We start from the raw sequence: 14,383 nt of genomic DNA on the forward strand, positions 1-14,383 counted from the left end.
TTGCGTCGCAATACTCCTCCCACAACAGCATCAGCGTAACGTTCCTCCGCCGCAGCTCGCGATGCACGAGCGCCCAATCCGGATGCGGGCGCTCGTCACTGGGCCGATCGGATGGTGGCGGATACAGGCGGTTCTCGAGCCGGACATCGTCATCCAGCTCCGGCGGCAACGGCCAGGTCAGGCCGGCGCGGCGGGTTCGNTTGAGGTACTTGCTGACCGTGCCCTGGGCCAAGCCCAGGCTGCGGGCAACGGCGCGTTGCGACATGCCGACGCTGTAGTGCAGGCGTAGAACTTCACGAATGTGGCGCATGGACAGTCTCTCGGTCGGCATCTCGATCCTCTGCGGTTAGGCAAAAGACCAAGCTACCCGGGTTGCAGACTGTCAGCGGTGCGCGCCTCCTGGTTGCCCCCGATCGCGATCGCTGGAAATAGCGATCACGATCGGCTGGAAATGGTGATCACGATGCTCTGGAATGGGTGATCACGATGGTCTGGAATCGGTGATCACGATCGGCTGGAACGCGCACCCACGACGGGGCGTTCGCCCTGTTCAAGGGCACCTGCAGCCGCGGCATCTACGACAACATGAAAACCGCGGTGGAGACGATCTTTGACGGCAAGGATTGTCGCTACAATCGCCGCTTTCTGCAGATGTGCAGCCACTATCTGATCGACCCGGTTGCCTGCACGCCGGCGTCGGGCTGGGAGAAGGGCCAGATCGAGAACCAGGTCGAGAACCAGGTCGGGCTGGTCCGAGAACGCTTCTTGACGCCGCGGCTGCGGTAAAAACCTGGACGAGCTAAACGCCTGGCTACTGGACAAATGCATCGCCTACGCCAAGGCTCATCGCCATCCGGAGCTGGCCGATCAGACGATCCGGGACGTGTTCGAAACCGAACGGCCCAAGCTCCTTCCTTATGCCGGCCCCTTCGACGGCCTCCATGCGGTGACGGCATCGGTCTCGAAGACTTGCCTGGTGCGCTTCGACGACAACAAGTACTCAGTCGCAGGCAGCGCAGTCGGACGCCCAGTCGAGGTCCAGGCTATACCGATCGCATCGTGATCCGCCAGGATGGAAGGATCCTTGCAGAGCATTCACGATCCTTCGGACGCGGCGAGACGACCTCCGATCCCTGGCACGATGTGCCGGTGCTGGCTCGCAAACCCGGCGCTTTGCGCAATGGCGCTCCCTTCAAGGGCTGGTTGCTGCCGGCCGCACTTGAGCTGATCCGGCGCAGGCTTGCCCGCACTGACGACGGCAATCGGCAGATGGTCGACATCCTCAACGCCGTGCTGACTGCCAGTCTGCCCGCGGTTGAAGCCGCCTGTGCCGAAGCCCTCGAAGTTCGAAGATGCGGTGGCGCTAATTGACACCCGAATGGCCGGGGGCTGCAAGGTCCCTGCATGGGCGGGAACCGTTCGAAACTTCAAACTGAGATACGACTCAAATTTTCCATTGAGCTCGGGAGCCGCGGCAGCGCTCATATATAGCGCTGCCGTCCCTGTGTTTTCTTGCGGATACCGGACCAGTACAGGCCGGCCCACAAAAATATTTTGGCCTGCCTGGGTTTGCTGCCCGATTCATTCAAAAAGTGTAGGAGGTCTGAAAGAACGTGCCCCAACGTTCCATACTGTACTTCGCAGGGGTGCGTGCGCCGTAATTAAAAGAGACATCGCTGTCACCGCCGGTCCACATCGCCCAATACCGGGCCCCAACACCAATGCTGAAGTTTTTGCTGAGAAAGTAAGACAATGTTCCTTCCACCTGAACGCCCGCACCACTTCGCCCGCGCTGATCGTAGAAAGCTGTTTCATCGCGTAGGAGATGGTTGTCGCGACCAGTAAAGTCGGTCCATGGCAGGTAAGCAACGTCGGCGCTCACGCGCCAGCGCTCGAGCAGCATAGCCTCTGCGCTCATGCCGATGCGCGGCGCATTCCAATTGGTGTCTTGACTGCCGATGAGCCGTTTCGAGACCGGTACCTCGCACGGCCCCACCGGCGAGGCGATCTGCCCGCATCCCATGGAATCCGATTTTTGGCCATAATAGGCCCATCCAAAAAAGGCGCCTAATTTGTAGGCCTTATCGCGCAGAAAGACATATCCGGCGTCGGCCGTGTAGTACATGAATTGCCCATTCGCCTGGTCTGATAAGGTGTTGCTATAGGCGATGCCGTAGGCACTCGAATCCTCGTCGTTCATCTTTCCCTTCTCGAAGCGTCCGATGCCAACATTGCCCTCATGAATATTCCCCAGGGACTATCAAGACGGGCGAAAAGCTCGCCGGAAATGCCGTCCAGCCCGTGATAGGTGAGCCTCGAACTCGGAATGACGCCTTCGCCAGGCATCGGAGGTGGAAGATTGTAGTCCCATTGGAATGTCCCCCTGCCGATCCAGACCCGTGAGCCGCCTTCGATCGACCAAGCATCGGGATATGCACGATGACCGGCCCACCCTCTGTCGGGGACCAGCGATCCATGGGACCATTGCGGCTCACTCGGGCTGCTTCCGAAATGATAATTCAAGCCGACCTTTCCAACTTGATAACTGCTCGATAAATCGCTTGCGCTGGCGGGGATGACGGCTAGCGGCGGGTACTGCATGGTCGGCGGCGTCGCCAGGTGCGGTCCAGCAAACCTCATATAGTCGTATTCAAATTTGAGGGACCAAGCGGCCGTCAAGGCTTGCTCCACACCGAATCCGACAGTCCATCCGAAACGGCCGTAGTCAAATTGCGTGGTGTGCCGCGGAAATCCGGGAGACTCGTCGTGGCGAAATTCGTTGTTGTTAGCGATGCTCCCCCGATTGTTCTGCCAGGCTGCGCCGCCCTTGACATAGGTGAGCGTGCGACCGCGGGCCCCAAAAGTGTAACCGACCCGAGCGGTGCCTGTGACAAAGACGTTCGGACCTGCCTTGCAGGTGGCGATCACAACATTACCGGAGAAGGCAAGACAGCTATTTGTGCCATCGGACACAGCATGGCTTACATCCAACTCGGCGCCAAGAACCCATCCGTTGCTTTGCCAATTGTACCCGATCTGACCGCCGGCCAGGAATGTTGGGGTGTTGACGTTGTCGCCATAGATTGATGGCCCGTAGGGATCAGTGAAGGAGGTGCGGCCATAACCACCACCGCCGTGAAAGCCAACATATCCTCCAGTCCAGCTCCACAATGTCGACGAGACCCTCGTCGGCAGGGTCAGGTCCGCTGAGTTAGCGAGACTGCATGTTGCAAGCGAAACTACTGCCGCGCCGTAAACAAGAACTCCACTTCGCATATCACCTCACAGATAACATCCGCGCCATCCGCAACGTAGCCCGAACGGTCGTTGTTCTGGCGTCGCTCCCACGAGCGGTCGCAGTGAGCAGAATCCGTGCCACTCTTAACACTGCGTATTCGATGTTTTTTTTCTTGGCCGCGTCGGATAGCCGACAAGACCGATCACAGCTGCGACAAGTCGCGCGTTTGAGCGCCGAGGTGTGCAATCATCGCAGTGTCAAGGCGCGTATACCCGGCAGCTTCCACAGAAGCCCGTCGGGAGTCCGGCGCTGATATGGGTCCACTCAATGGAGTGTGTGCTGAGGTCCGTCGATGCGATCGGCGCGTCAGGTGGTAGCAACGAGAGCGACGCCTGTGGCGTCGAGCTGGAGTACTTGGCGATCGCGACCCGGGTCGCATTTAACTAAGCACGCCTCCGCCTTGACCGCTCTGAAAATGTCCATCAGCGTCGCTTCCGGCGCGTGCAACACTCGGCTTTGCCTTCATGGCGATCGCAGCGATAAAGACCGATACATAGGGACTCGCCCTTGCTCATCACGCTAATTTTGGAGCCATCCCCTCGCCGGCCATGTAGGCTCAAATGCCTGCTCCGATGGTCTCCTTATCAGATCAAAGAGCACTTCCCATTCCTGGCTGAATGTGCCGGTCCCCTTGTCTGAGCTCAGCGAACTGGCGGAACAGGACAAACAGCGCGATCATTCCGGCGCCCAGCTCAGCGATGGCTTGACTGGCCAACACTCCGCTAAAGCCCGATATGGCAGGGAGTAACAGTACGGCCGGTATGAAGAGATATCCTTGCCTCGCGAAAGACACGACCGCGCTGAGGCGTGCTCTGCCGAGCGACTGAAGCATTGTCGTCACGAAACTCTGAATACCGAAGAGTCCAAAAAACAGATGAAAGATGATGCAGGTCGAGACGGCAATTTCGGTGACCTTATCGCTATCGCTGAACAACCTGACCAACGGCCGGACAAAAAGCATAACGGCTGCGGAATATGCAAAGGAAAGCGCAACCGTGATAGATAGCATGAACTTCGCGACCCTCAGTACACGAGCAAGGTCGCGGGCGCCCCAACCAAACCCCAGGACAGCTTGAGAGCCGATACAAAAACCCATGATAGGCAGCGTCCCGATTGTCAGAATTCTTACAGCTATTCCCACCGCCGCGACGAACTCGTCACCGAACCGGGCAGCGGCTCCGTACAAGAACATGCCGGCAAGAGCCGATAAGATACTTGTCGCGGTCGCCGGCGCCCCAATGAACGCGAGCTCTCTGATGCGATCTACCCGCAACGAGACCTGAGAGATTCTAACGAAGACAGTGCCGCACCCCTTAGTAAAATATCCAGTGTAGAGGCTTATCGCCGCGATCTGAGATAGGAGCGTTGCTAGGGCCGCGCCTCGCACACCCAAGTCTAGTAAGAATATAAAGATGGGATCAAGCAAGGCGTTCAATATGAAAGCGCTCAGCATCGTCCACATACTGAATCGAGTGTTTCCTTCAGCTCTTGCGATGAAGCCGCTGACAATATTCAGGAGCATCAAAGTGGACCCTGGCAAAAGGATCGTGGCGTAGTCGAGCGCGATGGGAAGAATTGTTGGAGTTGCCCCGAGTGCGACGAAGATGCCGCGTAGGCTCAGAAGCAGTCCGACGGTCATGATCACTCCGATCGGAGCGGACAGCGCGAGTGCCGTACTCGCACCTCGACTAGCCTCCAACTCATTACCAGCACCAAGATGACGAGATATGAAGGATGCAGTACCCACACCGATCCCCTCTCCTGCCGCCGCGAGCAGGATAATGATCGGCATAGTCATGCTGACGGCTGCGATTGCCTGCGCACCAAGTGAGCCAACAAAGATAGCGTTGAGGAGCTGCTGTAACGCGCTGATCGACAACCCGATAACAGATGGAACGGCAAGCCGAAGGAGAAGGCTCGGGAGCTTTTGGTCCGATAGATCCACCTGCCGGCCTTTCTTCGGCCTCGTATCGCGATCGCTTTTAACGACGAGCTCCGCATTCCGGTCATCCATGATTCACAACGTCCTCAGCGCTACGAATTCATCGATCGTCTGCAACAGCTCCTGTTGCAAGATCGTGCAAAGATGGCGGGTCACCTCATAATCGACCACGCTCGGATCATACGTGGCGTCAATCTGTAGATTGCCCGATTGATATCCGACATCGAACCAGAAGACGTGGATTGCCGCCGCTTGATGCATGTGTTCGCCGATCCAAAGCGGAGAAGGGTCTGTGTCTAGAAAACGGCGTGGGAAATGGCGCTGCAAACGGGCGCGATAATTCACCCCAATTCTGGGCAGTGGCAGGCGATCGAGCCGACGCCGCAAGGCTGGATCTCGGTTTAGGAATTTCAGGGCCCGAAAGCCTATTCCCCCACGCGGCAGCGCATTGCGCTGCCGGTATATTAAACGAGCACGGTCGGAAAGCGACTCCCTTCCTGTGACATTCAATGAAAGCGGAACGAACTCGCTGATAAGGCCAATGATCTGAGATGAATCGAAATCGTCAAACAGCCGACCTCGTGTCGAGGTGAGGCTATCAATCCAGAGCGAATAATTGCCGAACACGGCGCCAAACGCACCTGACAGGGCAGCAAGAAACACATCAAAGTCCTGACAATGCGCTGATCTGGCTCCAATACTGAGGAGACCCGCTGTCGCCTCCCCGTCGATCTCAAGATGGTACTTGGCCTGATCTAGCCGAAGCGAACGGCCGCCCGCATCTTCCCGACGACCTCCGACACTTGCATCGTGAAGCTCTCTCGCACTTCCTTCGGCAACACTCGTGCCGCGCGATGGCGCGTCGCTCACACGCAAATTGAATAGGTCGTAGTCGATGTCCTCCCAGTACTTGAGTTCGTCTGGTGCCTCGCTGTTCGCGTAGCGCTCGAGGCGCTTCAACCAGGGAGAGAGCCCTTGTACGGTCTCGGGACCCTCCACATCGTGGCCTGCAGCAAGAGCCTGGTATGCGCCCTCCAATGCTTCCAGAAATAACCGATAGCCCATCCCATCCGCTACGAAATGATGCATCAACACCAGCAGATAGTAATCGCCGCCTTCCGAAGTACGGAAGGCCGCGACGTGAACAAGAGGCGTGTGGCCATCAAACCGAAATATGTGTTGACGTTTTGCCGAGACGCTCTCGATTGTCCTGCGCTGGTCCGGGCCGGTCATCCGGACGAGATCGATCTCCTCCACGATGTGCTCGGCCGGACAAGGCCTAACCCCCAGCCGTAGTCCATCTTGGGTTCGGGCAACGCGGAGCCTGAGGCCTTCGTGCCTCTCGATGACATGGGCGAGAGCGCGGTCCAGAATCTTGATGTTCAGGATGCCGCCGCGCAAGAAGAACAGATCGCCAATGTTAAAATGCTCGTCAAAGCCGAGAAGAGAATTCCAAAACGATATTATGGGGGGCACAGGCAGGAAGCCGTCCGCGGAAGCGACGTTGTGGGGTGCCGCCTCCGCTTCCCCGGCCGCCAACTCCCTGATGGTCGGTGTTCGATAAAGCTGGTTGACGGTGAGATTCAGCCCGGCTTTGCGCGCCAGCGTGACGCAACGTACGCTCAGAAGAGAATCGCCGCCGATATCAAAGAAACTGCTGTCGATTCCCACCCCCTTGGCACCTAATAGATCCTCCCAGATCCGAGCAAGAACTCGCTCGTTCCAAGTGCGGGGCTCAGCAGATCGACTAGTTTCTATGTCGCGGTAAGGAACGGAGGAAAGGCGGGCACGGTCTATCTTTCCGCTTGTCGTCAGGGGAACACTGTCAACGAACCTGAAGGCTGTGGGAACCATGGGAGATGGCAATCTGTTGCGCAAGTGGGCGAGAATCTCTCCAGTGCTTAGATTCTCCCGAGCGGGCACCACGCTCGCCGTCAAGCGGCGATTTTCATCGATGCCTTCTGCGAAGACCGCGGCCTTTGCGATTGCCGGATGAGACTCAAGGGCAACTTCGACCTCCTCCGGCTCGATGCGAAAGCCCCTCACCTTGATCTGGTTGTCCGATCGGCCGCAAATCTCGAGAAGGCCGCTGGTGGAGATGCGTGCGATGTCCCCACTTCGATAAAGCACGTCGTATTGTCCGCCATCATACGGATTCGGCACGAAGCAGCGGTCAGTCCGATCTTGATCCCGCCAGTACCCAGCGCTCAGACAGCGGCCCGCAATGCACAGTTCGCCGGGGGCTCCAACAGGCACTCTCTTCAATCGTGCATCGAGCACGTAGAGTTTGACGTTGTCGATTGGCCGCCCCAGCGGCACAAGCGCCGAGTTGTCATCGGCATCCGACGTTTCGTGCACGGCTGCATTGGACGCACATTCCGTCGCACCATAGAAGTTCCACAAGGGCACGCCCGGAAAAGACCCGCGCCAGCGAGCGGGCAGCGAGGAAGGCATCGGTTCGGCGCTGCTTGTGACCAATCTCAAGGCTGTCTTTTGCGGTCGTCGTTCCTGGGACCCGATGAGACCGGACAGGAGTGGCGGAGAGGCAAAAAAGCGTGTCACACGATGTTTTGCCAAACTGCACAACAATAGATCCGGATCTAGCACCTGCCCATGAGTGAGGATCAGCGTGGGCACACCTCTCAGAAGCCCACCAAAATACTCCCAAGCGGACGCAACAAGGGAGGCGGACTTCTGGACAACCATCACGTCGGTACCATCGAAAGGAAAGCGTCGCCACATCCAGTTCAGCCGATTGAGAATGGCCGATTCCGGAATAAGAACCCCCTTCGCCCGCCCTGTTGAGGACGACGTGTATATAAGGTTCGCAATTTGGTGATCTGAGGCTGAGTCGCTGGATTCGAAATTATCCGTCAGCGCCCTGCACCTGTCTAACGTCAATAGACAAATCGAAGGTATGTCAAAGCCAGTCTCCGTGGCATTTGCGTGAACCAACACCTTTGCCTGACTATCTCGCAGGATATGTTGGATCCGATCAGGCGGATAATCCGGCGGTATCGGCACGACTATAGAGTGCAAAGCTCGCGCCGCCAGCATAACAGCGGCAACGTCAGGCGACCGGTCGACCAGCATGGCGACCATATCGCCAACGCCCACGTCCAGATCCCGCAGGAAGGACCTGATAGCTGCTACGCGCTCACGCAGCTGGCCGAATGTGACTTCCCCGAACTCGCCAAAATATGCTGCCTTGCTGTGATTGGAGACACTGATCTGCTCGAAGGCTTCAACAAGCAGACATTCAGACTCATATGGCTGCCTGGCCCCCGCCAGCGAGTTCAGTAGAGTGACGTCTGACGCGCTGAGGCAGCTCAGCTCCTCAAGGGGCGCAAGCGGTTTGTCAACGCAGGCGGCAATCAGACAGCGCAGATTGTTGGCCATGCGAACAACTAGATCACTTGAGAATATGTCTTCCGCATACGCCAACTGGAGCGCAATTTCATCGCCCTGATCTTGCGCGTACAATGTTAGGTCGAATTTGACATAGCCGGTGTCGTATTCGCGGAATGTCAGAGCCAACTCGTCCCGACCAACGGGTTCGGCGGCCTCGGAGTACATGTTGAACATGACCTGGAAGATCGGTGATCGACCCGGTTCGCGACATAACCTTGTATCCCTGACCATCCATCCGAATGGATAGGCCGAATTTGCGATGGCATCGCTGACCAGGCCCTGGACGCGCGTGGCATGAGCAGCAAAGGACTGACCGGCATCGATCGCGGCACGGATCGGCAGCATATTCAGGAAAAAGCCAATGATGTCGGCGCTGCCAGGTTGATCCCGTACAGCGTGTGGCATGCCGACGACAATATCGTCCTGACCGCTATACATTCGTAGCAGCAGCTGGAAGCACGACAGCAGCGTTGTCGACGTGGTGCAGCCATTTCGGCGCGCGAATTCTCTTACGCGGCTGGAGAGATCGCTGCCAAGCAGCACTGGATGCGAGCCGCCGCGGTATGAATTTGTTTGCGGGCGCACCTTTCCGAGCGAAAGCACCGGCGGATCATCACCGATCTGACGACGCCAATAGTGACGTTGGTTCTCCAAGGCCTCTGGAGAAACGTGTTGTTTTTCCCATGCCGCGTAGGCCGAGAGTGACGCCCGGCTCTCTGCCCAAGGCGCAGTGGCATCTAAATACCTTCGCTGAAGATCTCTGAGCAGAATAGAGATCGACCAGGCATCGAGGATGATTTCGTGAGCGGTGATCAATATGAGATGATTGTCAGGACCAAGACGGACCATACGCGCGCGAAACAAGTGGCCCTGTCCGAGATCGAAATTGTCTTTCAGCTCCGTTCGCCGAAACTGTGCGATGAGCTCCTCAGCCTCGGAGGAGGTGAGATGAGATAGATCGATCAATTCAAGACTGGTGCATGGCGGAGCATCAAAGCATTGAACCGGACCGTCTTCGTCGATAAAGCGCGCCGAAAGCGCCTGGTGGGAATGAATGACCTCGGTCCAGGCGCGATTGAACCGAGCTAGATTGATGGCTCCCTTAATCCGCAGCCCGCCTTGAATGATGTAGTTCCTGGCAGATGGATCAAGCTGCGCCAAAAACCACAGGTGCTCCTGGAGGTGCGTCAGAGGTGATCGGCTTCGCTTTTGGCATGTCAAAGCCGTGCATGGATTGAGCTCAGCGCGTGTCTCTATCGAAGCGGCAAGAGATCGAATTGTGCCATTCAGGACCCGTCTGAAATCCGCTTTCACTCCGAGCAAGGTCTGCAGCTGTCCCAATATAAGCATTGCGCGGAGCGAGTCTCCGCCGAGGCTTATGAATTGGTCATTCACACCTATGTTCTCTATACGCAAAATGCCGGACCAGATTTGACGTAGCCGGACTTCGAGGTCTGATTGCGGCTCCTCGAATGGCGTTGACAATAACGGCCGAACACTGCCCGGGTCAGGCAATGCCGCAAAGTCGACCTTTCCGTTCCTGGTCAGTGGAATACTGCTGACGTGAATGATTCTTTCCGGAAGCATGTAGCTGGGGAGTGCCTCAGCAAGAAAATTCTGAAGGTCGCTTTCCGCCAGTTCAGCTGGAGCCGACACATACGCAACCAGCCGCCGCGATTCGGCTTGCGCCTCCGACCCAGCTATATCTCGCGCCGTAAGCTTTACACCTGCGCAGACAGAGGCGACTGCGGCGGCGCCATGAACCAAGGGATGAGCGGACAAACGAGCTTCGATTTCTCCCAGCTCGATTCTGTGCCCGCGAATTTTGACCTGACGATCCCGTCGACCGAGACATTCCAGAAGCCCGTCGGAACGAACGCGGCCAAGATCCCCTGTCCGGTATAGGCGCCGGAACGACGGGTCGTTTGAGAACGGGTTCGGCCCAAAGACATCCTTGGTGCGGACATCGTCATTGGCGTAACCGGCAGCGACACCAACGCCACTCACACAGATTTCGCCGACCTCCCCCACCTTGCACAGCCGCAGTCCGTCGGCGACGTAAACCTTAACGTTATAAATCGGTCTGCCGATCGGTACATAAAGCTCAGCCAGCGCAGGCGGCACGGAAACCAGATGATGCGTAACGCCGTCCGCGCACTCGGTCGGCCCGTAGTGATTGAGAATGGGGACGCGGGGATATAAGCCAAGCCACGCACGCGCCAATCCGGGTGTTAGCGGTTCTCCGACCGTAGAAATAATCCGCAAACCATCCAGAGCTCGCTCCGCCGGAGCAAGCGACTGCAGATACTCAACAAACACTGCCAGTATCGACGGAACGAATTGGATAACCGAAGCGCCGCTTCCTTGAATTGCTTGGAGGAGGGACAATGGCGATCTCAATGTTGCATCGTCAATGATCGCGCTAGAGGCTCCGACGCAAAGCCCAGCCAGAAGCTGCCACAGCGAGATATCAAAGCAATGCGACGCCGTTTGCGCGACGCAATCCGTCCGAGTGAGACTTAGAGCATCGATCTTTGCCGCCAAATGATTGTTTAAGGCGCCGCGCTCAATCATTGCGCCCTTAGGCTGGCCCGTCGAACCAGACGTAAACAGAATGTAGGCGAGTCCATCCTCGCTCGGCGGGGGCGCCACAGAAGAAGTCTGGCCCTGGCGCAGCGCCGCCGCTATCGCTACGAATTGCGTGGCGCCTTTGCTGCTCGCCTGCAATAGGCCCAGCGACGCCTTGTCTCGGCCAATCACCAGAGCGCAGCGGCTCTGCTCGATCATGAATGATGTACGGAAAGCCGGTAACGATGGATCGAGCGGTAGGTACGTTGATCCAGCTTTCAATATTGCGACGACCGCCGTCGCCCAGTCGAGGTCCCGCTGCCCCCAATAGCCGACAACCGCCCGTTGAGCGCCCTGCTCTCGTAAGGTCCTTGCAAGGGCATCCGATCTGAATCGTAGCGCCTCATATGTGAGTTCGTCTGCGCCGTGCCTCAGCGCAACCCTCTCCGGATCCGATCTTGCAAGTCGATCGATCGCCGTGATCACGTTGACCGGTTGACGTTCCACAGACTGATTTTTGCCTGATTGATTTTCCGTAGGCACGCGCCCCGCCATTCGTCGCTTCTGCGGTGTTCAAATCCAAGCGCCAACGCTCCTGATCGAGGTGTGCATTGCGTAGCCACCCTGATTCCGCCGGTCATAACGGTTGGTCCGTATCTTGGCTTCTCGTTCTTTCATTCACTTCTGTTTCCCCGATCATCGGCAGAGGAACGCGGGCGGACCGTAGGACCCCGAATTCGATTTGGCACCTACCGATTCTTGTAGCGTGGTCGAAGCCGAGCTCGCTCACGCCACGAGATCGGCCCCGCTCTCGCCGCCTTCCGCTACGGCGTGCGCGCCGTAGCCCTGCGCCAGTTCGACGGCGTGACGGCACATCGTGCGTGTCAGCCGATCATTGCCTCGGCAGGACGAATTGCCGGTCAGCTTTCAGCTTGATGAAGGGAATCCTGTCCGGTCCCATCCTCCGGCCAGTTGGCGCCGAGATTGTCGATCGACAGGCCGATATTGTGGAAAGTCATCTCGCGAGCGATCTCGGCGAGAAAATCGAGGTCGTGAATCGGCTCATCGCTACTCCGATTCGCAGCGTCGTCAGAGATACTGCCGAGTTGATATTTATCCTGCTCGCATTCGCCGCCGCGATCGCCGTTGGTACCGAAAAGTACCTACCTGCAGTGTTTGGAACGCATTCGCAGTATCCCGACACTTGGCTGATCAATGGGCTTGTCCAGGTGTCTGAGATCCGCCAGCTATCGCTGGAGTTGTGACGCGGAATTCCGAAAGAGCAACGCGCATGTCTCAATCAGAAGCCTTGACGGCGCTGTTTCGCAGGTTTGAGCATGCGTCGAAGCGTGGTGACTTCCTCAAGCCGAAAAAACGAGCGGAGGCCGACTGGCGGGCCTTTGCGGAATCACTAGGAGCGGAGTTCTTCGAGGAGGTCCGGCAATCTCAGAAGGCTCCCACTCTCATGCATGAGCCACCACGACGCTTGATGGCCGACCTGACCTAGAGCCCGACGTCCCGGATCCGATTAAGAATGTCGTGGATTTGTTCGAGCGTGGCGTTTGCCAAATTCGCAACAACCTCTTCCATGGTGAGAAATACATCGGGTAACCGGACACGCAGAGCCGAGACGAAGCTCCCGTGTCCGAATGTCTTTGGATACTTCGACTTGCCTCCGAAAAGGTGCCGAAACTGAAGCTTTAGGCGCCGCTCAAGCCGTTGTCAGAGGTGGCTCGTGCTTTCCGCCCCGCCCATTCAGTTTAGACTGCAAAGCCTCGGCTACCGTAGTCTGCGGCGAAAGAGCAAAGACGGGCTTGCTCACGCCGCTCCCGATAACGTCGTCCGCCAAGCGCCATCATTGAAGTAGATCTTAGTCCTCGACATCACTCATCGACAAGCCGCCGGGATGCATAGGTATATTCTAAAGAGATCCGCGTGCCTGTTCAATGAGGTTGGCGGCGACGCTATGCCCCCCGTCGGTATTCTCATAGTAGAGGTACGGTTGGCCCAACGCAGCGAGACTCGTCGCTGCCTTGCGGCCATGCGCTGGATGCACGCGATCGTCCTTGGTGGACGTGAGAATGAAGGGGGCCGGGTAGGTCTTGCCTGGCACCAACGTCTGATAGGGCGAGTAGCCCTCGAGCCACTTGCGCTGTTCGGGAATGGTGGGATCGCCATACTCGCCGATCCAGGAGGCTCCCGCGCCCAGCTTCGTGAACCGAACCATGTCCAACAGCGGAACCTGTAAGATGGCGGCATTGAAGAGCTCGGGTCGTTGGGTGATTGCGGTCCCTACCAGGAGGCCTCCTTGGCTACCGCCGACTACGCCCATCCGGCGGGGAGAAGTGATTTTGCGCCGGATCAAGTCTTCCGCGACGGCGATAAAATCATCCCATGTGCGCTGCTTCGTTGCTCCTTGGGCAGTCTGGTGCCATTGGGGCCCGAACTCACCCCCGCCGCGCAGGTTCGCGACAACATACGCGTTGCCCCGCTCGAGCCAGAGTCGTCCGGTGAGGCCTACGTAAGAGGGGATGAGCGGAATCTGAAACCCACCATACTCGATGTGATTTGCGGTCTGTTGGCTCGGAGAGACTTGAGGCGATTGGCGTTGAGCAACGCCTTTGTCCGCCAGCCAAACGCGTAACCTGCGGCAGGTTCGGCGGCCGAGCCCGTATGGAAGGCGCTCGACGCCACGATTCCTAAATTCCGCAGCGGGATCTCTCCTGAGCAACCGTGACCGCGGCGAGCCCCAACACCACGTCGCCGGTGAATCCGAAATGGAGACGATAGAGCCACCAGATTGCGCAGCACCGGTCGAGATCGCACATGGCCAGCGCGCGCCTTATTGCTACGGCCATCCGCGCCATCGGCTTCATTCCTCGTATCATTTGGAAACCTCGACGTCTCGGGGCCAGCGTTCTCCATTTCGTGTTTTGATCGGTGATGGTTCGCTGTGCGCGTGCAGCCGCAATGGACCGGCAACTAAGATTTATGTTCGTCATGCGCTCTTTTCCGCGTTTCCAAGCTGGCTGCACACGCCTATGTGCATGCGATCTACCGCGAGCCTACGGTGGAGGTGCTGCTTGCAAAACGCCCAGATCTGGTAGGGCCGATTGACAGGACTCGCATCCGATAATTACGTTCGTGCAATCCCACTGCTACGC

Annotated in this window: 8 protein-coding genes and 2 pseudogenes; 2 read left to right on the plus strand and 8 right to left on the minus strand. The window is 57.7% G+C overall.

Annotated features, from left to right (window positions below):
* Positions 1 to 310: sigma factor-like helix-turn-helix DNA-binding protein (locus tag YU9_RS50265; RefSeq protein WP_371259216.1), on the minus strand; the 310-nt coding region annotated here is incomplete at its 3' end.
* 218 nt (positions 311 to 528) lie between these two features.
* On the opposite strand from YU9_RS50265, the pseudogene YU9_RS42855 reads away from it, so the two are divergent.
* Positions 529 to 1,341 (plus strand): annotated as a pseudogene (locus YU9_RS42855) (IS21 family transposase); the annotation flags it as partial.
* 244 nt (positions 1,342 to 1,585) lie between these two features.
* Here YU9_RS42855 and YU9_RS50270 read toward each other — a convergent pair.
* From YU9_RS50270 to YU9_RS50280, 5 genes and pseudogenes are all read right to left on the minus strand, one after another.
* The gene (locus tag YU9_RS50270) at positions 1,586 to 2,200 is read right to left on the minus strand and encodes a hypothetical protein (protein ID WP_245266571.1); all 615 of its coding nucleotides are present in this window, start codon (positions 2,198 to 2,200) and stop codon (positions 1,586 to 1,588) included.
* Positions 2,197 to 3,276: an outer membrane protein gene (locus YU9_RS50275; protein WP_245266573.1), complete on the minus strand. Its 1,080-nt coding sequence runs from the start codon at positions 3,274 to 3,276 to the stop codon at positions 2,197 to 2,199. The genes YU9_RS50270 and YU9_RS50275 overlap by 4 nt, the downstream gene beginning before the upstream one ends.
* A 611-nt stretch (positions 3,277 to 3,887) precedes the next feature.
* The gene (locus tag YU9_RS0129650) at positions 3,888 to 5,312 is read right to left on the minus strand and encodes an MATE family efflux transporter (RefSeq protein WP_027576048.1); all 1,425 of its coding nucleotides are present in this window, start codon (positions 5,310 to 5,312) and stop codon (positions 3,888 to 3,890) included.
* 3 nt (positions 5,313 to 5,315) lie between these two features.
* Complete coding sequence (locus YU9_RS0129655) at positions 5,316 to 11,774, minus strand: non-ribosomal peptide synthetase (RefSeq protein WP_027576049.1); 6,459 nt, start codon at positions 11,772 to 11,774, stop codon at positions 5,316 to 5,318.
* A 214-nt stretch (positions 11,775 to 11,988) separates the two neighbouring features.
* Positions 11,989 to 12,289, minus strand: a pseudogene (locus YU9_RS50280) (EAL domain-containing protein); the annotation flags it as partial.
* Between the two features lie 221 nt (positions 12,290 to 12,510).
* Between YU9_RS50280 and YU9_RS42865 the strand changes: the two are divergent.
* Positions 12,511 to 12,726 carry a hypothetical protein gene (locus YU9_RS42865; RefSeq protein ID WP_051380567.1) on the plus strand — a complete coding sequence of 72 codons (216 nt, stop codon included), beginning with the start codon at positions 12,511 to 12,513 and terminating at the stop codon, positions 12,724 to 12,726.
* Positions 12,727 to 13,140: 414 nt separating this feature from the next.
* Here YU9_RS42865 and YU9_RS46350 read toward each other — a convergent pair whose 3' ends face one another.
* Together YU9_RS46350 and YU9_RS0129685 are read right to left on the minus strand one after the other, a co-directional pair.
* Positions 13,141 to 13,950 (minus strand): prolyl oligopeptidase family serine peptidase, encoded by an 810-nt coding sequence (locus YU9_RS46350; protein WP_245266575.1) that lies wholly within the window; start codon positions 13,948 to 13,950, stop codon positions 13,141 to 13,143.
* The gene (locus YU9_RS0129685; protein WP_245266577.1) at positions 13,919 to 14,095 is read right to left on the minus strand and encodes a hypothetical protein; all 177 of its coding nucleotides are present in this window, start codon (positions 14,093 to 14,095) and stop codon (positions 13,919 to 13,921) included. Before YU9_RS0129685 ends, YU9_RS46350 begins: the two co-directional genes overlap by 32 nt.
* Between the last annotated feature and the right edge of the window lie 288 nt (positions 14,096 to 14,383).

Origin of the sequence: Bradyrhizobium sp. WSM1743 (assembly GCF_000473065.1) — a bacterium.
Lineage (GTDB): Bacteria > Pseudomonadota > Alphaproteobacteria > Rhizobiales > Xanthobacteraceae > Bradyrhizobium.